At 62.9% G+C, this 19,779-nt stretch carries 15 protein-coding genes, 2 tRNA genes and 1 pseudogene; 8 read left to right on the top strand and 10 right to left on the bottom strand.

The window, feature by feature from the left end:
• The coding region (locus ACLBXN_RS22700; protein ID WP_447613649.1) for a thiamine pyrophosphate-binding protein at positions 1 to 1,016 on the bottom strand (1,016 nt) is incomplete at its 3' end.
• Between the two features lie 134 nt (positions 1,017 to 1,150).
• Between ACLBXN_RS22700 and ACLBXN_RS22705 the strand changes: the two genes are divergently transcribed.
• The 3 genes from ACLBXN_RS22705 to ACLBXN_RS22715 are packed head-to-tail and all read left to right on the top strand — an operon-like array spanning position 1,151 to position 4,648.
• The gene (locus ACLBXN_RS22705; protein ID WP_043009178.1) at positions 1,151 to 1,975 is read left to right on the top strand and encodes an IclR family transcriptional regulator; all 825 of its coding nucleotides are present in this window, start codon (positions 1,151 to 1,153) and stop codon (positions 1,973 to 1,975) included.
• Positions 1,968 to 2,951: an AAA family ATPase gene (locus ACLBXN_RS22710; protein ID WP_447613650.1), complete on the top strand. Its 984-nt coding sequence runs from the start codon at positions 1,968 to 1,970 to the stop codon at positions 2,949 to 2,951. Before ACLBXN_RS22705 ends, ACLBXN_RS22710 begins: the two co-directional genes overlap by 8 nt.
• Positions 2,948 to 4,648, top strand: a complete 1,701-nt coding sequence (locus ACLBXN_RS22715) for a cobaltochelatase CobT-related protein (RefSeq protein WP_447613651.1) — start codon at positions 2,948 to 2,950, stop codon at positions 4,646 to 4,648. The genes ACLBXN_RS22710 and ACLBXN_RS22715 overlap by 4 nt, the downstream gene beginning before the upstream one ends.
• Positions 4,649 to 4,795: 147 nt before the next feature.
• Here ACLBXN_RS22715 and ACLBXN_RS22720 read toward each other — a convergent pair.
• The 4 genes and pseudogenes from ACLBXN_RS22720 to ACLBXN_RS22735 all read right to left on the bottom strand — a co-directional run bounded on the left by ACLBXN_RS22720 (position 4,796) and on the right by ACLBXN_RS22735 (position 9,492).
• Positions 4,796 to 5,652, bottom strand: a pseudogene (locus tag ACLBXN_RS22720) (ABC transporter permease subunit).
• Positions 5,645 to 6,433: a taurine ABC transporter ATP-binding protein gene (locus tag ACLBXN_RS22725; RefSeq protein WP_447613652.1), complete on the bottom strand. Its 789-nt coding sequence runs from the start codon at positions 6,431 to 6,433 to the stop codon at positions 5,645 to 5,647. Before ACLBXN_RS22725 ends, ACLBXN_RS22720 begins: the two are co-directional and overlap by 8 nt.
• Before the next feature lie 66 nt (positions 6,434 to 6,499).
• The gene (gene tauA / locus ACLBXN_RS22730; RefSeq protein WP_447613653.1) at positions 6,500 to 7,507 is read right to left on the bottom strand and encodes a taurine ABC transporter substrate-binding protein; all 1,008 of its coding nucleotides are present in this window, start codon (positions 7,505 to 7,507) and stop codon (positions 6,500 to 6,502) included.
• A gap of 563 nt (positions 7,508 to 8,070) precedes the next feature.
• The gene (locus ACLBXN_RS22735) at positions 8,071 to 9,492 is read right to left on the bottom strand and encodes an FAD-binding oxidoreductase (RefSeq protein WP_343678306.1); all 1,422 of its coding nucleotides are present in this window, start codon (positions 9,490 to 9,492) and stop codon (positions 8,071 to 8,073) included.
• A gap of 621 nt (positions 9,493 to 10,113) precedes the next feature.
• Between ACLBXN_RS22735 and ACLBXN_RS22740 the strand changes: the two genes are divergently transcribed.
• Positions 10,114 to 10,512 carry a nuclear transport factor 2 family protein gene (locus tag ACLBXN_RS22740; RefSeq protein ID WP_043009186.1) on the top strand — a complete coding sequence of 133 codons (399 nt, stop codon included), beginning with the start codon at positions 10,114 to 10,116 and terminating at the stop codon, positions 10,510 to 10,512.
• Positions 10,513 to 10,702: 190 nt separating this feature from the next.
• The gene (locus ACLBXN_RS22745) at positions 10,703 to 12,139 is read left to right on the top strand and encodes an amino acid permease (RefSeq protein WP_211456820.1); all 1,437 of its coding nucleotides are present in this window, start codon (positions 10,703 to 10,705) and stop codon (positions 12,137 to 12,139) included.
• Between the two features lie 51 nt (positions 12,140 to 12,190).
• On the opposite strand, the gene pdxR is transcribed toward ACLBXN_RS22745, so the two are convergent.
• Complete coding sequence (gene pdxR / locus ACLBXN_RS22750; protein ID WP_447613654.1) at positions 12,191 to 13,714, bottom strand: MocR-like pyridoxine biosynthesis transcription factor PdxR; 1,524 nt, start codon at positions 13,712 to 13,714, stop codon at positions 12,191 to 12,193.
• Between the two features lie 264 nt (positions 13,715 to 13,978).
• Between pdxR and ACLBXN_RS22755 the strand changes: the two genes are divergently transcribed.
• The 3 genes from ACLBXN_RS22755 (at position 13,979) to greB (ending at position 14,947) form a co-directional block, all read left to right on the top strand.
• Positions 13,979 to 14,055, top strand: a tRNA-Arg gene (locus ACLBXN_RS22755).
• A gap of 147 nt (positions 14,056 to 14,202) precedes the next feature.
• A tRNA-Arg gene (locus ACLBXN_RS22760) sits at positions 14,203 to 14,279 on the top strand.
• A 101-nt stretch (positions 14,280 to 14,380) separates the two neighbouring features.
• The gene (greB, locus tag ACLBXN_RS22765) at positions 14,381 to 14,947 is read left to right on the top strand and encodes a transcription elongation factor GreB (protein WP_003052072.1); all 567 of its coding nucleotides are present in this window, start codon (positions 14,381 to 14,383) and stop codon (positions 14,945 to 14,947) included.
• A gap of 132 nt (positions 14,948 to 15,079) precedes the next feature.
• Here greB and ACLBXN_RS22770 read toward each other — a convergent pair whose 3' ends face one another.
• The 4 genes from ACLBXN_RS22770 to gmk all read right to left on the bottom strand — a co-directional run bounded on the left by ACLBXN_RS22770 (position 15,080) and on the right by gmk (position 19,760).
• Positions 15,080 to 16,417, bottom strand: a complete 1,338-nt coding sequence (locus ACLBXN_RS22770) for a lytic murein transglycosylase (protein WP_447613680.1) — start codon at positions 16,415 to 16,417, stop codon at positions 15,080 to 15,082.
• A gap of 131 nt (positions 16,418 to 16,548) precedes the next feature.
• A complete protein-coding gene (locus ACLBXN_RS22775) occupies positions 16,549 to 18,804 on the bottom strand; it encodes a RelA/SpoT family protein (RefSeq protein WP_211456818.1) in 2,256 nt (751 codons plus the stop codon).
• Positions 18,805 to 18,908: 104 nt separating this feature from the next.
• A complete protein-coding gene (rpoZ, locus tag ACLBXN_RS22780; RefSeq protein ID WP_003052081.1) occupies positions 18,909 to 19,112 on the bottom strand; it encodes a DNA-directed RNA polymerase subunit omega in 204 nt (67 codons plus the stop codon).
• An 18-nt stretch (positions 19,113 to 19,130) separates the two neighbouring features.
• Entirely contained in the window at positions 19,131 to 19,760 is a 630-nt protein-coding gene (gene gmk, locus ACLBXN_RS22785) for a guanylate kinase (protein WP_043009299.1), read from the bottom strand.
• Positions 19,761 to 19,779 lie beyond the last annotated feature (19 nt).

The following is a 19,779-nucleotide window of genomic DNA, read 5'->3' on the forward strand; positions in this document are numbered from 1 at the left end:
CTCAGCTCGGCCGCCACGGCCTTGGCATCGCCGTTGATGCCCACGGCGATCTTCTTGACCAGGCCCAGGTTGGTGTGATCGGCCTCGATCTGGATGATCTTGGCGGTCTTGGGCCAGTAGTCCATGCCATGCTGGGGCAGGGTGCCGAAGGGACCCATGCGCGAGCCCAGCGCAATCACCACGTCGGCCTGGGCGATCAGCTTCATGGCGGCCTTGGAGCCCTGGTAACCCAGAGGGCCGGCCCACAGCGGGTGCTTGGCGGGGAAGGCGTCGTTGCGCAGATAGCCCGTGGCCACGGGAGCGCCCAGGCGCTCGGCCAGCTGTCTGGCTTCCTCCACCGCATCGCCCATGACCACGCCGCCGCCGGCCAGGATCACCGGGAACTTTGCAGTCTTGAGCAGCTCCACGGCGGCCTGCAGGCTGGCCTCGCCGCCATGGCCGCGGTCCACGCGCATGGGCTTGGGGATTTCGCACTCGATCTCGCCGTAGAAGTAGTCACGCGGAATATTGAGCTGGGTCGGGCCCATCTCGGACATGGCGCGGTCGAAGACGCGGCCCGTGAACTCGGCCATGCGCTTGGGGTTGCAGACATGGCCCTGGTACTTGGTGAACTCCTGGAACATGGGCAGCTGATTGGCTTCCTGGAAGCCGCCCAGGCCCATGCCCATGGTGCCGGTCTCGGGGGTCACGATCACCACCGGGCTGTGCGCCCAGTAGGCTGCGGCAATCCCGGTCACGCAGTTGCTGATGCCGGGGCCGTTCTGGCCGATCACCACGCCGTGGCGACCCGAGACGCGGGCATAGCCGTCGGCCATATGGGCCGCACCTTGCTCATGCACCACCGGGATCAGGCGAATGCCTGCGGGGGCGAAGATGTCCATGGCATCCATGAAGGCGGAACCCATGATGCCGAACATCTCGCTGACGCCATTGGCGACGCAGGTTTCCACGAATGCTTCCGAAGGGGTCATCTTGTGAACGCCTTCAACCACTTTACGATTGTCCGTTGCAGCCATGTCTGTCTCCTTGAAAATTTGAAACCTATGGTTCCGAAAAAAGAAATAACGATGTCAGTCTATGGCATTTTTTTGTTTTCGTGCAAGTAAATTTCTTTTTATGGAATAAATTGACTCGAAAAATGGAAATTAATATGATCGACAACGATATGAAGCACAGTGAAGAAACCCCCTCGGCTCGCCTGGACGGAGACACGCCCAATCTGCGTTTGTTCGCGCTGCTGGAAGCCGTGGCGCAGAAGAGCCAGCCCTTCACCTTGCAAACCATGGTGGAAGAGACAGGGTTGCCCAAGCCCACCATGCACCGCATGCTTGCGCAGCTGGAGGGCGCCGGAATCCTGCAAAGAGATGGCAACGGTCGCCACTACGGCACGGGCCAGCGGCTGATGCGGCTGGCGGAGAACGTGTTGCTCAACAACACCACGCATGGCGCGCGCCATGCGGTGCTGACCCAGCTGGTGCGCGAGCTCGGCGAGAGCTGCAACATCACGGCTTTCTCGGGAAGCGAGGTCCTGTATCTGGACCGCGTGGAGACGCCGGCGCCACTGCGCTTTTATCTGCACCCGGGCTCGCGCGTGCCTGCGCACTGTTCGGCCACGGGCAAGCTGTTCCTGAGCCAGATGTCGCCCGCCCAGCGCCGCCGGCTGCTGGCCAATGTGCCGCTGGAAACGTTCACCGGCAATACGTTGACGACCTTCGAGGCGCTGGACCAGGAGCTCGATCAGGTGCGGGCGCAAGGCTATGCCTTCGACAACGAGGAGTTCCTGCCCGGGCTGCTGTGCCTTGGCGTGCTGGTGCCAGCGCCCCAGGGCAACTCCAATATGGGGCTTGCCGTGCAGGCACCCATCATGCGTTTTTCCAAGGAGAAGGCCTTGTCCTTTCTCCCCAAGCTGCAGGCGGCCGTCGCGGCGATCGCCCGCATTAACGATGACGTTCCACCGGAAGCCGATGATGACTGACCTGAGCCTGCTGCAGCCCACCCGTACCGTCAGCGTGCGCGATGTATTTGGCATCGACACGGACATGACCGTGCCGGCTTTTGCCGAGCGCAGCGAGCATGTTCCCGCCATTGACAAGGCCTACCGCCTGAATCCGCAGGTGACGCAAGCCATTCTGGCGGGCTTCTCGCACAACCGGCGCGTCGTCATTCAGGGCCTGCACGGCACGGGCAAATCCACACATATAGAGCAGGTGGCGGCGAGGCTGAACTGGCCCTGCGTGCGCGTGAATCTGGACGGTCATATCAGCCGCCTGGATCTGGTGGGCAAGGACAGCATCGTGCTGCAGGATGGCAAGCAGGTGACCCAGTTTCAGGAAGGCATCCTGCCCTGGGCGCTGCAGCGGCCCGTGGCCATGGTGTTTGACGAGTACGACGCCGGACGCCCCGACGTGATGTTCGTCATCCAGCGGGTTCTGGAGCGTGAGGGCAGCTTTACCCTGCTCGATCAGAAGCGGGTGATTGAGCCGCATCCCTGCTTTCGGCTGTTTGCCACCATGAACACCCTGGGCCAGGGCAATCTCAACGGGCTCTATCACGGCACCCAGCAGCTCAACCATGCCCAGCTTGATCGCTGGAATCTGGTCACCAGCCTGAACTATCTGCCCCCGGCCGAGGAAGCGGCCATCGTGCTGGCGCGCGTGCCGGAGCTGGCCACGGCCGACGGGTGCCGCAAGGTGGACGCCATGGTGGCGCTGGCCGGGCTGACGCGCAAGGGCTTTGCGGTGGGCGATCTGTCCTTGCTGATGTCTCCGCGTACGGTGATTAGCTGGGCCGAGAACATCGTCATCTTCCACGACCTGAAGCTGGCCTTCGAGCTGTCGTTCCTCAACAAATGCGAGCCTGCCGAGCGCGCCATCGTGCGCGAGTATTTCCAGCGCTGCTTCGCCCAGGAGCTGGCGCAGCCCGAGGAACCAGCACTGGCGTTGCTGGCATGAGCGCCGAGACCTCCGGCCCTGCCTCGCTGTCTTGCATGGAGGCCTGGGGCGGCGCCATGCTGCGCGCGGTCACCGGCGACGCCAACCTGCAATGGAGCGGCCAGACGCTGTACCGCGGCACCACGCCCATACCCCAGGCGGCGGCCCACCATAGTCAGGTGCCGGTGCAGCAGACGGATCAGCGCGGCCTGCTCGACAGCATGGGGCTGCGTCTGCAGTGGAGCGACCAGGCCCTGTTTCAGGCCCATCTGCCGCAGGACCCGGTGGAGCGCATGGTGTTCGAGCTGCTCGAGCAGTTGCGCGTGGAGAGTCTCGTGCCCGAGGCCTGGCCCGGAGCGCGCGAGAACATGCGCCAGCGCTTTGTGAACTGGTGCCAGGCATTCGTGGATTCCGGCCTCACGGAAAGCAGTCTGGGCATCTTGCTGTTCGCGGTGGCCATCACGGCCTGGAGCCGGTTGACCGGACACGAGATACCGGAGCGCATGGCCGATCTGGTGGAGTCCACGCGGATGTCCATGGCTTCTCCGCTGGGCCGGCACTGGGATGGGCTGCGGCGCTTCAGAGACCGGCAACAGCAGTTTGTCGAGCCTGCCCTGGCCGTCAGCCGCTGGGTTGGCATGGCGTTGCGTGCGGCGCAGGAGGATGCGCCGCGCGGTGCCGGCGGCCCCAGGCGGCGCAGCAGTTTTGCCCTGCCTCTGCACTTTGAATCCCAGAGTCAGGACGGCATGCCCGTGGCGCAAAGCAGCGACAGCCGGGCCTGGGCCGGCACCGCGCAAAGCTACCGGGTCTTCACGCGCGAGTTCGATAGGGAGGTGCAGGCCGCTGAGCTGATCCGTGCGCTGCAGCTGGCCCAGTTCCGGGAGCAGATGGATGAGGAGTTGGCGCGTTCGGGATTGCAGCAGGCCGGGCGGCTGGCGCGCTATCTGCAACAGCGCCTGGCCAGCACGCAGCGCAATGGCTGGAACTTCGGGCTGGAGGAAGGTCATCTGGACGGCAGCCGCCTGTCCCAGCTGGTGACGGACCCGCAGCAACGTGCGATTTTCAAGGACGAGATGCAGCGTCCCGTCAACGAGACCGCAGTCACTATTCTCATGGACTGCTCGGGCTCCATGAAAACCTTTGCCAGGCCCCTGTCGCTATTGCTCGATGTGCTGGGGCGGTCGCTGGAGATGGCTGGGGCGAGCGTGGAGATACTGGGCTTTTCCACGCAGGCCTGGAATGGCGGCAGAACGCGCCGCCGCTGGCAGCGCGCGGGCCAGCCCCAGTTTCCGGGGCGTCTCAACGAGCGCCTGCACATTGTCTTCAAGGACGGGGCCAAGCCCTGGCGTCATGCCCGGCACGGCATTGCGGCGCTGCGCAAGCCCGACATCTTTCGTGAAGGCATCGACGGCGAGGCCGTGGAATGGGCGTGCCAGAGGCTGCGTGCAAAGACTGCGCAGCGTCGCATCCTGCTCGTGGTCTCAGATGGCTGTCCCATGGACACGGCGACCGATCAGGCCAATGACGAGCATTATCTGGATCAGCACCTGCGGCAGGTTCTTGCAGCCCAGGAGCGCTTGGGTGGCGTGAAGGTCTGCGCCCTGGGCGTCGGGCTGGATCTGGGGGTCTTCTACCGTCAAAGGCTTGCCGTCGATCTGCAGCACGATATCAACGAGGCCTTGCTGTTTTCGGTGGCCGAGATGCTGTGCCGGCGATGACCGGGGTGGCGCGTGCGACAGGTATCGCGCAAGGCCGGGCAAGCTCAGCCGAGCAGCTGAAACAACGAAAAATAGAAAAGCGGGAAGGCGCAAGGCCTGCCCGCTTTCTGCTTGCCGGAGCCATCTCCGCAGGGGAATCGACCGGACTTACATGCGTCCCTTCCATGGAACCAGGCGCTTTTCGACCCAGCGCATGAACAGGTCGAACACATAGGCGATCACGCCGATGACGATGATGCCCATGATCACGATGTCGGTGCGCAGGAAGTTCGAGGCGTTGAGCACCATCTGACCCAGACCCACGTTCGCCGCCACCATTTCGGCGGCAACCAGAGTCGTCCAGCCAAAGCCGATGGCAATGCGCATGCCCACCAGAATGTCGGGCAGGGCCGCCGGCAAGATCACATGGCGGATCACCTGGAAGTAGCTCGCTCCCATCGAGTAGGCGGCGTTGATCTGCTCCTGTGCTGCGCTGCGCATGCCCGAGCGGGCCGCCAGGGCCAGGGGTGCAAAGCAGCTCAGGAAGATCAGCAGAATCTTCGGGGTTTCATCGATACCGAACCAGATGATGACAGGGGGCGGTAGAACTCGATGGGTGGGTCGAAGATGCCGCGTGCGATGCGTGACATTCCCATCGCTATGCCCAGTGGAACCGCAATCATGAAGGCCAGCCAGAACGCCACGGTCACGCGCAGCAGACTTGCCGAGAAATGCTGCCACAGCGGTTTGTCGTTGGCCTGCCCGGTCAGGTATTCATAGAACTGCTGGAACACCGCCTGCGGGCTGGGCAGGAACAAGGGCTTGATCCAGCCGAGATTGGTGGCGGCGAACCACAGTGCCAGCAGCACGGCCACGGTGACGATGCTGATGCCGAGGCTGGAGCCTTCGCCGGGGGTCTTGAAGCGACTGGTCTTCACCGGTCCCGACGCCTGCGGCGCAGTGGCCTTCGGCTGCACGCGCGCGGTGGTGGCGGGCAGATGGTTGGTTTGGACTGCTTCAGACATTGGCAGGCTCCCGGTGGTGGATCAGACTCAGAACTTCTTCGCGCATCCTGATGAAGTCGGGGCGCGACTTGACGGCACGCGCATCGCCGGTGCGCAGAAACTCATGGCAGAACGGCATGTCGTCGTAGACATGGGAAATGCGGCCCGGGCTGGGGCTCATGACGATCAACCGGCTGGCGAGAAACAGTGCCTCTTCGACCGAGTGGGTGATGAAGAACACCATCTTGTGGGTGGCATGCCAGACACGCAGCAGGATTTCCTGGACCTGCTCGCGCGTGAAGGCATCAAGCGCGCCCATGGGTTCATCCATCAGCAGCAGTGCTGGATCGTTGGCCAGCGCACGGGCAATGCCGACACGTTGCTGCATGCCGCCAGACAGTTCATAGACGGCGCGCCTGGCGTAGTCCTGCAAGCCGACGAGGCCCAGTTTCTCTTCGGCGATTTGCGTGCGCGTCTTCAGATCCATGCCGCGCATGCGCAGTCCCAGTGCGACGTTGTCGATCACATTGAGCCATGGCATCAGCGCATGCTTTTGAAACACCACGCCCTGATTGGCTCCGGGGCCCTGTATGGGTTTTCCGTCTAGCAGGATCTGGCCGCAGGAAGGCGCCAGAAAACCTGCCATGCAGTTGAGCAGCGTGGTCTTGCCGCAGCCGGATGCCCCCAGAGCGACCACGAAGTCGCCTTCATGCATGGTCAGGTTGACGGGTGCCAGGGCCTGCAAGTGTCCGCCTTTGACCTCGTAATTGACGGTCAGGTCGCGTATATCCAGAGTCGGCATGACATTGCCCTCCTATGTGAAACAAAGCTGGGAGCCACGACGGGGCTGGCCGTCGTGGGCGGGCAGTCAGCGGCCGAGAGCCTGCTTGACATAGCTGCTGGTCACGTACGCTGCGTAGTCGGGCTTGACCTCCTGGATTCGTCCCTGTGACTTCAGAAACGTTGCGGTATTGGTCATTGCCTTGGCCGCGCCGCCTTCCAGCCATTGCGCGCCAAGCTGCTCCTCGGCGCTGGGAAAGCGGTAAAGCGCCATGGCTGCGGGCACGTCCTTGGGGTCGGCCTTGCTCCATTTGGCAATCGCCTTGATCTCGGGCGAGTCCGGAGTCCACCTGGCCAGGTTGTCTCGCACCTGGGCACTTGCCCGATTCAGGGCCTTGATGAAAGCCACCAAGAACTGGGGATTTTCCTGGGCGAACTTGCTGCTCACGGCAATGCCCTCGAAGGTCGGATAGCCCATCTGCGCAATGGAGCCGGAGGTCGCAATCACCTTGCCCTTTTGCTTGACCTTGGCCAGCACCGGATCCCAGACAAAGGTGGCATCGATATCCCCGCGTTCCCAGGCAGCGGCAATTTCTGGCGGGCGCATGTTCATGATATTGACCTTGCGCGCGTCAACGCCCTCCTTGCCCAGGGCCGCGACCAGCTGGTAGTGCGCGGTGGAGACGAACGGCACGCCTATGCGCTTGCCCTCCATGCTCTTGAAATTGCTGATGCCGCCACCGTCGCGTGCCACCAGGGCTTCGGCACCGGCGATGTCCGCAGAGATCCAGAGCAGCTTGATGTCCTGCCCCTGGCTGGCGGCAGCGGTCAGCGGGCTGGAGCCCACCTCTCCCATCTGCACGTCGCCCGAGGCCATCGCCCGTATCACGTCGCCGCCGCCCGAGAACATGCGCCAGTTGATCTTGTAGCCCGTCTCCTTTTCCAACTCGCCCGATTCCATCACCAGGCGCAGAGGCACCAGCATGTCCTGGTTGGCGAAGGTCACGGTTTTCTGCTGCGCCAGCGCGAAGCCGGTCATGGCCAGTGCGGCTGTTGCGACACCCGCTTTCAGCACCCATCGTTTTTGCATTTTCATTGCCAATTTCTCCATGGTTAGAGCGATATCGGTTGAAGACTTCGACCAGAGAACCCTTGCTGTGCTCACTCTTGCTGACTTGCTTTCCCATTCCCGCTTCTGGCTGAACCGGTTGAAAGCCGCATCGCGAGGCTCAAAGAGCTTTCTGAGCGGATCGTAGTGAGCAACCTTGCGCAGCCAGTAGGGCCAGTTGATGTGAATCGTTAGGTCCAGTCGCACACGGTCCCGGATGGTGCGCGCAGCATGGGTTGGCGTGCACCGCGACCGTGCATTGCAAAGCCTTGCAGGGCGCGGCTTGCACGGGATATCTCGGTCCTGGTGGAAGGCGTTTTTGCGGCGTCTGCATGGGCTTAGGTGTATTCACTGATCGCAGACAGACGCGGGAGGATTGGCTGTCCGGGAGGCATGAAGGCTTGCGCAATATGCGTGCCAGAGAGGCGGCTTTTACCTGTGGCGGGGGCGCACGAGGGGGCACTGCATCGCATCCGTGGACAGCATGAAAAAAGCACCTTCCTGGTGGAAGGTGCTCTTCGTTGTCTGCGGCCGGACGGTGGTTGGAAGGGTCAGTTCTTCTCGTCGTTCATGTGATACCAGTGGTAGAGAAAGCGCTGGCCCATGCGGCGAAATGGTGCAAAGGCCTCCGAGCGCACCATATTGAACACATTCGGATATTCGAGCGATGAGTTGTAGATTGGCAACTCGAAAGCCTTGATCTTCTGGCCTGCGATGCGCTGCGCCATGCGCCGGCCCGCATGCGCAGAAAACGACACGCCGTTGCCGCCATAGCCGACCGCATAGAAGACGCTTTCTCCGGGATCGGGCTGGGTGATGCGCGGCATCATGTCGTGGCTCACATCGACCCAGCCCCACCATGAGTAGTCCACCTGGATTCCCCTGAGGGCCGGGAACTTGTGGTGCAGTCCCTCGACCAGCTTGGCCATATGGACAGGATTGGGCGCATCGGCGCCGGTGATCGAGCTGCGGCTGCCGATCTGCACGCGGTTGTCGGGCAGCTTGCGGTAGTAAAAGCGCAGGGTACGGGTGTCGGTGATGACCTGCGTGGTCTTGAAGTTGGTGGCGGCCAGCTCTTCTTCCGTCAGGGGCCGGGTGACCAGGGAGTTCGAGAGAATCGGCATGATCTTCGAGCGCAGGCTGGGGTGCAGGCCGTTGCTGGTATAGCCGCCGGTGGCAAAGCCGACGGCACGTGCCTTGACCGTGCCGCCCGGTGTCCGGAGGTAGTGCACGCCGTTGCGTGTCTCCATGCCCAGCACGGGGCTGGCCGGGTGCACCTTCACTCCCAGCTCGCGGGCCTTGCGCAGATAGCCGAACGCCAGCTTGAGCGGATGCACGCCAATGCCGTCGGGCTCGTGCATCGCGCCACGGCAGTCGGCGTCGTCGACATAGTCGCGGCGCACGGCGTCGACGCTGAGTATGCGGGCGTCATAGCCGAAGACTTCGCGCATGACGCGGGTCTCATTGCGCAGAAAATCCATTTTTCTGTCTCGGTGGGCAATATACAGATGCCCCCCCGGCTGCGGCTCGCACTCGGGAAACTCGGCGACCAGGTTCTTGAAGGTGTCGAAGCCTTCACGGATTTCCGCGTCCAGCTTCAGGGCCACGTCCTTGCCCCAGCGCTCTATCCATTGCGAGCGATAGAGGCGGCCGCTGGCATTCTGGCCCTGGCCGCCGTTGCGGCTGGTGCAGCCCCAGGCGCTCTGGTTGGCTTCGAGAACCACTGCGCGGATGCCGTGCTCGCGGGCGAGAAACAGGGCGGTGGACAGACCCGTGAAGCCCGAGCCGACGATGACCACGTCGGCTTCCATGTCGCCGCAGACCGGACCGTCGTCGTCGGGCGGCCGGCCTGCCGTCCCCACCCAGTAGGTCGGAGCGTAGCCAGCGCCATGTCCGGGATTTCTCGCAACCAGAGGGTCGTATTGCGGGTCGTACGGATTCAGGTGGCTGGGGCGGATGTCCTCGGCTTTCATGGCAATCGTCTCCTGGTGTGGCTGCGTTTGAAGCGGCGTTCTATGGCTATGGAATGGATGGACGCAAAGTCAATGCAGATGCCGTTGCAGGCCACTGCTTGCGGTGTCCAGAGCAGCATAGCCAGCCCCTTGCGCGGCTGGTTAGGGCCACGGCGCAGGTTTTGATGGAGCCAGCGCACCGACGGCTCATGCGGCCCCGAGGCCCGGGCGCCTTGGCAGGACGGCAGGCGGATCTTCGGGCTGCCCGCTTGCGCGCCGCCGACCGCGATACCCCTGCAGCGCCCGCCGGTGTTCTCCTATCGTTTTCACCTAACTGAAGCGGGAGCGGAAGCCCTTGCGCATGGCTTGGGCCTGCATCCGAAAGCGCAGCAGCAGAGCGCCGCGCCCAGAGGAGAAACGGGTTCTTTCGGGGCAGCTGCCGCGCGCGCTGCCGTCGTTTCTCGAGGACCCAGCGCCGTGAGGCGCCAAGTCCTTGGACTTAACGATTGCCGGTAACTGGTTCTACGAACCGGAGCCAGTGCTACCTACGATGAGCCATCGGAATTTCAGGCATTTTTCGATCCCGGGCGGCCGCTTCTGCAAGGGCCGGAACCCAAGAAATGACAGCAATCTGGAGAACCTATGAGCAAGCAAGAATCCCAACCCGATGTCCAGTTCCTGGCGCGTTTTTCCGAGGCGTGGAATCGCCATGACATCGATGCACTGATGGACTTCATGGCCGATGAATGCGAGTTCCATGCCGTAGCCGGCCCCGATCTGATGGGGCGCAGCTTTGTGGGCCGTGAAGCCGTGCGCGAAGGCTTTCAGCTGGCCTGGCAGGCCTTCCCCGATGCCGCCTGGGTGGATGGAGAGCATTTTGTCCAGGGAGCGCGCGGCGTTTCGGAAAGCACCTTCAAAGGCACCAAGGCCGACGGCCTGCGTGTGGAAGCTCGCATGGTCGATGTGTTCACCTTCCGCGACGGCAAGATCGCCGTCAAGAACGCCTACCGCAAGGACCGTCCTCCGGTAGCGCTTTCCTGACACGCGCGAGGCCAGCGTGCGCGCATTCTTGCTTTACGGCAAGGGAGCGCTGCACGCAAGGCTTCACACGACAATTTTCAAGCAGATAACTGAACGACCACGGCAGCGGCCCGCATGAGCAGCAAGGCACGACCCGATACATAAAGCCGTGGCGACCGGTATTCCCATGCCGGCAAGACAGGAGACAAAAATGATTGGAAATCCGCATTCGTCGCCGGACGGGCTGTCGCACAGCCTCAAACAGCGGCACATGACCATGATTGCCCTGGGCGGCGTCATCGGTGCCGGGCTGTTCGTCGGCAGCGGCGTGGTCATCAAGTCGGCCGGACCGGCAGCCGTCATCTCTTTTCTGATCACCGGCCTGCTGGTGGTGCTGGTGATGCGCATGCTGGGCGAAATGGCCTGCTCCATGACAGGCGGCTCGTTTTACGAGTACGCCCGCGAAGCCTGGCGCGACCGGCCTGCCGTGGGGCAGCTGGCGGGGTTTCTGACGGGCTGGATGTACTGGTATTTCTGGGTCATCGTCGTGGCCATCGAAGCGGTGGCGGGCGCCGAGCTGGTGCGCTACTGGCTGCCCGACGTGCCGGCCTGGAGCATCAGTCTGGTCCTGCTGGTCATGATGACGCTGACCAATCTGGTTTCGGTCAAATCCTTTGGCGAGTGCGAGTTCTGGCTGGCCTCCGTGAAGGTGGCTGCCATCGTGGTGTTTCTGTTCATCGCCGGCGTCTATGTGTTGGGCCTGACACCGGGAGGCGGCGGAATGCATGTCGCCAATCTGAGCCAGAACGGCGGCTTCATGCCCAACGGCATTGTTCCGGTGCTCACGGGTGCCGTGGCCGCGACCGGCTTCTATTTCGGTGCGGAGATCGTGACGATTGCGGCCGCCGAGACCGCCGAGCCCCAGAAGGCCGTGGCCAAGGCCACGAATTCGGTCATCCTGCGCGTGCTGGTGTTCTATGTGGGATCGGTGCTGCTGGTGGCTTGCCTGGTGCCATGGAACTCCATCGGCATGTCCACGCCTTATGTCAGCGCTCTCGATGCCATGGGCGTGCCGGCGGCGGCCCAGATCATGAATGCCGTGGTGCTGACGGCCGTGCTGTCGGCACTCAACTCCGGGCTTTATGCCTCTTCGCGCATGCTGTTTGCGCTGACGCGACGCGGCGATGCGCCCAAGGTGCTGGCCCAGGTCAGCCGCAACGGCGTGCCCGTGTACGCCATCCTGGTGGCCACCTTGTTCGGTTACGGCGCCATCGTCATGTCCTATCTGTCTCCCGACAAGGTGTTCGCCTTTCTCGTGAACTCCTACGGCACGGTGGCCATCTTTGTCTACATCCTGATTGCGATCTCCCAGCTGCGCCTGCGCTCGCGTCTGGAGCGCGAAGCGCCTCATCTGCTCAAGGTGCGCATGTGGTGCTTTCCTTACCTGACCTGGCTGGCGATTGCGGGCATGCTGTCCATCGTGGTGGCCATGGGCTTTATCCCCGAGCAGCGCACGCCGCTGGCACTGGGAGTGGCCAGCCTGTGCATCCTGCTGATTGCCTATGGCGTGCGCCAGGTGCTGCGGCGCGGGATGAATCCCGAGAATCTGCTCGACGAGCTGGCGCCGCCCAAATTGCGCAAGAACTGAGACTTTCGTCAAGCAAAGCCCCGGACCGCAAGGCCGGGGCTTTTTGCATTCCTACATGCGCTGCATGGCTTGCGCCAGGGCCTGGATGCCCTGGGCGATCTGTGCCGCAGGAATGGACTGGTAGCCCAGGCGTATGAAGTTGCCCGTGTTGCGGGGGGAAGTGAAGAACACATCGCCGGGCTCGATCAGCACCCCTTGCTCGGCGGCCTGGCGCGCCAGTGCCTGGGCGGGTATGTGGTCCGGCAGCTGCACCCAGCATGAGCCACCGCCGCGCACGGGGGTGATGCGGCACTGCGGCAGGTGGCGGGCCATGGCCGCCGTCAGCTCGGCATGACGCTCCTTCTGGGCCTGGCCGAGGCGGCGCAGCTGGGCCTCGTAATGACCCAGCGAGATGAACATGGCCAATGTGCGCTGAATGAAGGTGGAGGGGTGGCGGATCATGAGACGGCGCAGCGCGCGCAGTTCCTTGATCAGCTCGGGCGGAGCCACGATATAGCCCACACGCAGGCCCGGTGCCAGGCATTTGGAGAGGCTGCCGATATAGATCACGCGGTTGTTGCGGTCCAGGCTCTTGAGCGCTGGAATGGGCTGTTCATCGAAGCTGCTTTCGCTTTCGTAGTCGTCCTCGATGATGATGAGATCGTGCTTTTGTGCGGCTTCCAGCAAGGCTTCGCGCCGCTCCAGCGGCATGGTGACGCCGGTGGGGCACTGGTGGCTGGGCGTGACGTAGAGGTATTCGAGCTTGCGCATGGCCGGGACGATGGGCAGTCCATCGCCATCCACGCCGATCGGAATGACCTGCGAGGTGCGGCTGCTGAAGATATTGCGCGCATCGGGGTAGCAGGGGTCCTCGATGCCGACGCAGGTGCCTTCGCGCATCAGCAGATCGGCCACCATGTACAGCGCATGCTGGGCGCCGACGGTGATGATGATCTCGTCGGGCGAGGCCCAGACGCCGCGGCGCGGCAGGATCTTGGTCTGCACCTGCTGGATGAGGCTGTCGTCGTCGCGCGTGATGTGATCGGGCGCCCACATGCGGATGTCCAGCACGCCCAGGGACTTGAGGCAGCACTCGCGCCAGGCGGCCGTGGGAAACAAGTCCTTGTCGAACTGGCCGTAGAGAAACGGATAGGGAAACCGCTGCCAGTCGTCTTCCTTGACGATGCTGCGCTGCAGGCTGGGACGCAGCCACAGGCGGCGCGACCAGTCGGTATGCGCCTCGACGTCCGCGCTCCTGCCGCTGCCCGGCGTGCGTTCGGCCGTGCGGCCCTGCAGCACGTCGGGATGGATGAAATGGCCTTTTCTCTCGCGGCTCAGCAGGAAGGCCTCCTCGGTCAGTTGCTGGTAGGCCATGACCACGGTGATGCGACCCACGCCCAGCAGCTTGGCCAGCTCGCGACTCGATGGAACGGCGTCGCCAGGCGCGAGGATGCCGCTCAGGATGGCATCGACCAGCATTTCGCGAATCTGACCCTGAAGGCTCAGAGAGGGCCTGGCACTGCGGCGAAACAGCTGCTCCCACATGGCCACGGATGGAGGAATGGAAGGCGAGGCCGGTTGTCTGTCTGTCGTCATTGATGGCTCTGAATGCACTGCCGCAGCGCGCGGCGACCGGTTGCCCCGATGCGCGGGGTCTGGTTCTTCGGGCCCATGAACGCGGCATCGCAGGGGCCGCCAGCAGCTTGCTGGCACCCGGCTTCAACTCTCAAGATTAGCGCATATGCATGTGCTTGGTATCAGGCTTTTCATGTGGTTGCAGCCCCGAGGCAGCGCGCGGGATCTGAAATTTCTGGAAGACTTTTCTGCAGGCCTGAAAATAAGTATATAATTCGAGGATTAGCGGCTGTAGCTCAGCTGGATAGAGTACTTGGCTACGAACCAAGGGGTCGTGGGTTCGATTCCTGCCAGCCGCACCAAACGACAAGCCTCAGAACTGAAAGGTTCTGAGGCTTTTTCGTTTCTGCCTTGCCTGTGGCGGCAGGATTGCCGGTGCTGGATGTCTTTGAAGAAAAATCCGGGTTTTCACCGAGTGGCTCCAAAATCTGTATATAATTCGAGGCTTAGCGGCTGTAGCTCAGCTGGATAGAGTACTTGGCTACGAACCAAGGGGTCGTGGGTTCGATTCCTGCCAGCCGCACCAAACGACAAGCCTCAGAACTGCAAAGTTCTGAGGCTTTTTCGTTTCCGGACTTTGACAGAGGCTGGCCAAGGCAGGCACGGATCTGTGTGAAGATCGGCCTCATGAGCAAGGCTTTCACCAAAGAATCGGACGGCGACGACGATGACGACGTCGGCGCTCTGCCGCCATTGCCCGCTGGCGGCAAGAACTACATCACGCCCCAGGGCTACCAGCGCATCAAGGACGAGCTGCTGGATCTGATCGACAACGAGCGCCCCAAGATCGTGGAGATCGTGCACTGGGCAGCCAGCAACGGCGACCGTTCCGAGAACGGCGATTATCTCTACGGCAAAAAGCGTCTGCGCGAGATCGACCGCCGCATCCGCTTTCTCACCAAGAGACTGGAAATCGCCGAGGTGGTCGACCCTGCCGTGCATGCGGGCAGCGACCAGGTCTTTTTCGGCGCCACGGTCAGCTATGTCGATGACGAGGGCGTGGAGCGCACCATCACCATCATGGGCATTGACGAGGCGGACAGCGCGCAGAACCAGGTCAGCTGGATTGCCCCGGTTTCGCGCGCGCTGCTCAAGGCGCGCGTGGGTGACGAGGTGGCCTTGCCCACGCCGGCCGGTGTGCGCATGCTGGAGATTCTGGACGTCAGCTATCCGCAGCCTGCAGCACGTTCCTGAGTGCACGAGCTGCAAAAAAGCGCGGCTTCCACATCGGAAACCGCGCTTTTATTTTGTGAGCTGCACTCGCTTGATATTCAATGATTTCAGATAGTTTTGGTATTGAATTCGTTGATCATCAAGCGCTAAAAGCTATTGTTTTTGAGATGGGTTTCCGGCCTGCAGGCGTTGCAGCAGTTCCAGCGTGGGGTAGCCGTCAGCCACCAGGCCCTCGCTTTGCTGGTATTGGCGCAGCCCGGCCCGGGTGGCCGGACCCATCACGCCGTCGGCGGCGCCGGTGGCAAAGCCGCGCTGGCTGAGCGCGGTCTGCATTGCCTTGGTCTGCTCGCGCGTCAGGGCGCCGAGCTCGCGCGGCCACTCGGCGCTGACGCCGCCATTGCCTGCCAGCTGTGAGGCGAGCAGGCTCACGGCCAGCGCATAGTTGGTGGAGTTGTTGTAGCGCAGGATGGCGCGGAAGTTGCTGCCCACCATGAAGGCAGGGCCGCGAGCGCCGGCCGGCGCGATGATGCTGGCACCGGCCATGGCGGGCAAGGCCTGGCCGTTCACGGCCTGCACGCCTTCTGCGGCCCAGGCCGGGCTGTTCTGGCGCGTGGCGAGTTCGGCGCGCGCGTAGTCGAAATTGGCCGGCAGGCGCACTTCGATCCCCCAGGGCTCGCTGGCGTTCCAGCCCGCGCTGGCCAGATAGTTGGCCGTGGATGCGGCCACGTCGGCCATGGAGCCCCAGATGTCGCGGCGGCCGTCTCCGTCGGCATCCACGGCATATTGCAGGAATACCGAGGGCAGGAACTGGGTGTTGCCCATGGCGCCTGCCCAGGAGCTGATCATGTGAGCGGCGTCGATATCGCCGTTGTCGATGATGCGCAGCGCGGCAATCAGCTCTTTTTGTGCCCATTCGGCACGGCGACCGTCGAAGGCCAGAGTGGCCAGCGCATCCACGGCCGAGAAGCTGCCGAAGTTGCTGCCGTAATTGCTTTCCATGCCCCAGATGGCTGCAATCATCGGCGCCGGTACGCCATAGCGCTGGCTGGCCGCCTGTAGGCTGGCGCCGTGCTCCTGCATCTTGAGCTTGCCGGTCTTGATGCGCTGTGCGGATACCGCGCTATCCAGGTATTGCCAGGGCGTGCGCGTGAACTCGGGCTGGGAGCGGTCGAGCCTGACGATGCTGGGCTGCAGCTTGGCGCCGGCCAGGGCACTGCCAAGCGTGCGTTCCGAAATGCCCGCGGCGCGTGCTCGCGGGGCGAATTCCTGCTTCCAGTGCGCGAAGTTGCGGGCCTGTATGGGGTTTTCCGCTGCTGCCGACTCGCCCGTTGATTGCTCTGCCTTGGCGGCGCTCGCCGGCTCGGGCGCGGCCGCCGCTGGAGGTTCGGGCCGGGTGGCGCAGCCTGCGAGCAGCGCTGCCGCGATGGCGGTGGCCAGCAGGTGCTGACGGGCATTCAGGAGCGAGTTGGCGGTTTGGGGCATGGCTGTGATTGTCGCTTGCAGCCGCGGCCGGGGAGTGCTTGCGGGGCGCGATAGTGCTTGCAGAATGCAACAAAATCTTTCGTCCGGCACAAAGCAAAAGGCCGCCAGCGGCGGCCTTGAGCGAGTGGGCGGGCAGCGGATCAGGCCATGACGCGGCTGGCGCGAATCACCGAATGCAGGCGACGCAGATTGCGCAGCGCATTCTCCAGCTGCACGCTGTTCTGCACGGAGATGACAAAGCGCAGATCCGTGGTGCCGATCGCTGCTTCGTCGGTCATCTCGACGCGCACGATATCGGCTTCGGCATTCGATAGCTCGGCCGCCACGCGGGCCAGCACGCCCTTGTTGTTCTGCACGGTGACCACGATGCCGGCTTCGAACAGGCGCGTGATGTCGTCGGACCAGTCCACGGTGATGAAGCGGTCGGCATCCTTTTCGCGCAGCTTGATGGCATTGTTGCAATGGGCGTGGTGCACGACCAGGCCCTGGCCGCCAAGGTAGCCCAGAATCGGATCGCCCGGCACGGGACGGCAGCAGTGCGAGTAGTAGACCGAGCTGCTCTCGTCGCCGTTGAGCGTGACTGCGCCCTGGAAGGGGCGGTTGTGCGTGTTGAAGCGCTCCTGTGTGATGAGCAGCGCATCGGGGCGCACGCCTTGCTTGGTCATGAAGCTGGTCATGCGCGCGGCCACCAGGGAGGCGATGCGGCGACCCATGCCGATATCGACCATGAGGTCTGCCGGTGTGCGGTTGCCCGTGATGCGCAAAATCTCGTCCCAGACGCCCTTGTTGGCATCGTCCTGCGACGGCACGCTGTCAATGCCTTCGGCGCGCAAAGCCTGGGCCAGCAGCGTTTCTCCGAGCTGGCCGGCTTCGGTCTGCGCCGCATTCTTGAGGTAGGAGCGAATCTTGGAGCGCGCGCGCCCGGTTTTGACAAAGCTCAGCCAGGCCGGGTTGGGCGTGGAGGTTTCGGAGGTGATGATCTGCACCACATCGCCGCTCTTGAGCTCGGTGCGCAGCGGCACTTCCTCGTCATTGATCTTGGCGGCCGTGGTGCGGTGCCCGATCTTGCTGTGGATGGCGTAGGCAAAGTCCACCACCGTGGCGCCGCGCGGCATGGCCATGATCTCGCTCTTGGGCGTGAACACGTACACGGCATCGGGAAAGAGATCGACCTTGACATGATCCCAGAACTCCGCCGCGTCGCGGGTCTCGTTCTGGATATCGAGCAGGGACTGCAGCCACTGGGTGGACAGATGCTCGGAGTCATGGCCCTGCTGGGCCTTGTACAGCCAGTGGGCCGCGACGCCGGCCTCGGCCACGATGTTCATCTCTTCCGTTCGAATCTGGAATTCGATGCTGACGCTGGAGGGGCCGACCAGCGTGGTGTGCAGCGACTGGTAGCCATTGCTCTTGGCAATGGCGATGTAGTCCTTGAAGCGCCCCGGCATGGGCTTGTACTTCTGGTGCAGCACACCGAGGGCGGTGTAGCAGTCCAGCGTCTTGGGGACGATGATGCGAAAGCCGTAGATGTCGGTGACCTTGGCAAAGCTCAGCTGGTTCTTCTGCATGCGCTGGTACAGCGAATACAGCGTGCTTTCGCGGCCCAGCAGCCGTACCGCCAGGCTGTGCGTGGCAAAGGCGGTGCTGACTTCGTCCTGCACGCGCTGCACCAGATCGCGGCGGCGCGTGCGCGAGCGGCCTATGGCTTTTTCCAGCGTGGCATAGCGCCAGGGATGCAGATGCTTGAACGACAGGTCCTGCAACTCGCGATAGGTCTGGTTCAGACCCAGGCGGTGCGCGATGGGCGCATAGATCTCCAGCGTCTCGGACGAGATGCGGCCCCACTTGCTGCGCGGCATGTCGCTCATGGTGCGCATGTTGTGGGTGCGGTCGGCCAGCTTGATCAGGATGACGCGCACATCGCGCGCCATGGCCAGCAGCATCTTGCGAAAGGATTCGGCCTGGTTTTCCTCGCGGGTATTGAACTGCAGCTTGTCCAGCTTGGTCAGCCCGTCCACCAGCTCAGCCACGTCCTCGCCGAAGCGCTCCTTCAGATCCAGCTTGGTGATGCCGCAATCCTCCATGGAGTCATGCAGCAGGGCCGCCATCAGGGCAGGGGCGTCGAGCTTCCAGTTGGCGCAGATTCCCGTGACCGCGATGGGGTGGGTGATATAGGGATCTCCACTGCTGCGCCACTGATCGGTATGTGCTTGATCTGCGTAGACATAGGCCTGGCGCACGCGCTCGGCGCTGTCGGCATCCAGATAGCCCAGATGCTCCATCAACCCGTCAAAAGCAGCAGCCGACACACGTGCAGCCTGTTCAGCGGGCATGCGCTGAGGCTTGGCCGGTGCCGTAGAAGAAGGTGCAATCGTCGAGTTCTGGGCCGCTGTCATATTCCTTAAATGTAGCCTGCAAGTACCGAGTGCAAGGTGATAGGTACAAAAAAGCACCGACGAGCGGTGCTTAATTGTCTGTTTTGGTGCTGCGATGCAACAGCTTAACCCGGCACCTTCTTCAGCATTTCCAGGCCTACCTTGCCGTCTGCGATTTCACGCAGGGCGGTAACGCTGGCCTTGTTCTTGGTTTCAATCTTGGGGGTGTGGCCTTGATTGAGCATGCGGGCGCGGTAAGTCGCGGCCAAAACGAGCTGGAAGCGGTTGGGGATCTGCTCCAGGCTATCTTCAACAGTAATGCGTGCCATCAGGAACTCCGGGAACGGTCAGTTGGATTCAGGGATATTGAGCGACTCGAAGGTGTCGGCGCGAAGGCGCCGCTGGGCCGCATATTTGAGGCGTTGCGCGTGAATGATCGCCTTGAGATCAAAGAGCGCACTCTCAAACAGTTCGTTGATTATAACGAAGTCGAATTTTGCGACCTGCGCCATTTCCTCTTCGGCGTTCTTCAGGCGCATCTCGATGACTTCGGGTGCATCCTCGCCGCGATTTTCCAGGCGCGCGCGCAGCTCGTCCCAGCTGGGCGGCAGGATGAAGATCAGCACGGCATTGGGAAAGGCCTGCTTGACCTGCAGGGCACCCTGGTAGTCGATCTCGAGCAGCACATCGGTGCCGCTCTGGATGCGCTCTTCCAGAGACCTCTTGGCCGTGCCGTAGCGGCGGCTGTGCACATTGGCCCATTCGACAAAGCCGTTGTTGGCGACCATGGCGTCGAATTCGGCGTCCGAGACGAAGTAGTACTCACGGCCATGCTTTTCCTGGCCGCGCGGCGCGCGCGTGGTGTGAGAGACGGAGGGGTAGACGCGTGCGTCGAATTCACGCAGGGCGCGTACCAGGGAGGATTTGCCGGCACCGCTGGGTGCCGACACGACAAATAGATTTCCGGGATGGTCCATGACTTTGGGCATGACTTTG

It is taken from the genome of Comamonas sp. C24C (genome assembly GCF_053345995.1).

What these genes read in the sequence shown, in the direction of transcription:
- ACLBXN_RS22705 (WP_043009178.1), top strand. Translation starts at nt 1,151, where the DNA reads ATGATCGACAACGATATGAAGCACAGTGAAGAAACCCCCTCGGCTCGC.
- ACLBXN_RS22710 (WP_447613650.1), top strand. Translation starts at nt 1,968, where the DNA reads ATGACTGACCTGAGCCTGCTGCAGCCCACCCGTACCGTCAGCGTGCGC.
- ACLBXN_RS22715 (WP_447613651.1), top strand. Translation starts at nt 2,948, where the DNA reads ATGAGCGCCGAGACCTCCGGCCCTGCCTCGCTGTCTTGCATGGAGGCC.
- ACLBXN_RS22725 (WP_447613652.1), bottom strand. Translation starts at nt 6,433, where the DNA reads ATGCCGACTCTGGATATACGCGACCTGACCGTCAATTACGAGGTCAAA.
- tauA (WP_447613653.1), bottom strand. Translation starts at nt 7,507, where the DNA reads ATGAAAATGCAAAAACGATGGGTGCTGAAAGCGGGTGTCGCAACAGCC.
- ACLBXN_RS22735 (WP_343678306.1), bottom strand. Translation starts at nt 9,492, where the DNA reads ATGAAAGCCGAGGACATCCGCCCCAGCCACCTGAATCCGTACGACCCG.
- ACLBXN_RS22740 (WP_043009186.1), top strand. Translation starts at nt 10,114, where the DNA reads ATGAGCAAGCAAGAATCCCAACCCGATGTCCAGTTCCTGGCGCGTTTT.
- ACLBXN_RS22745 (WP_211456820.1), top strand. Translation starts at nt 10,703, where the DNA reads ATGATTGGAAATCCGCATTCGTCGCCGGACGGGCTGTCGCACAGCCTC.
- pdxR (WP_447613654.1), bottom strand. Translation starts at nt 13,714, where the DNA reads ATGACGACAGACAGACAACCGGCCTCGCCTTCCATTCCTCCATCCGTG.
- greB (WP_003052072.1), top strand. Translation starts at nt 14,381, where the DNA reads ATGAGCAAGGCTTTCACCAAAGAATCGGACGGCGACGACGATGACGAC.
- ACLBXN_RS22775 (WP_211456818.1), bottom strand. Translation starts at nt 18,804, where the DNA reads ATGACAGCGGCCCAGAACTCGACGATTGCACCTTCTTCTACGGCACCG.
- rpoZ (WP_003052081.1), bottom strand. Translation starts at nt 19,112, where the DNA reads ATGGCACGCATTACTGTTGAAGATAGCCTGGAGCAGATCCCCAACCGC.
- gmk (WP_043009299.1), bottom strand. Translation starts at nt 19,760, where the DNA reads ATGGACCATCCCGGAAATCTATTTGTCGTGTCGGCACCCAGCGGTGCC.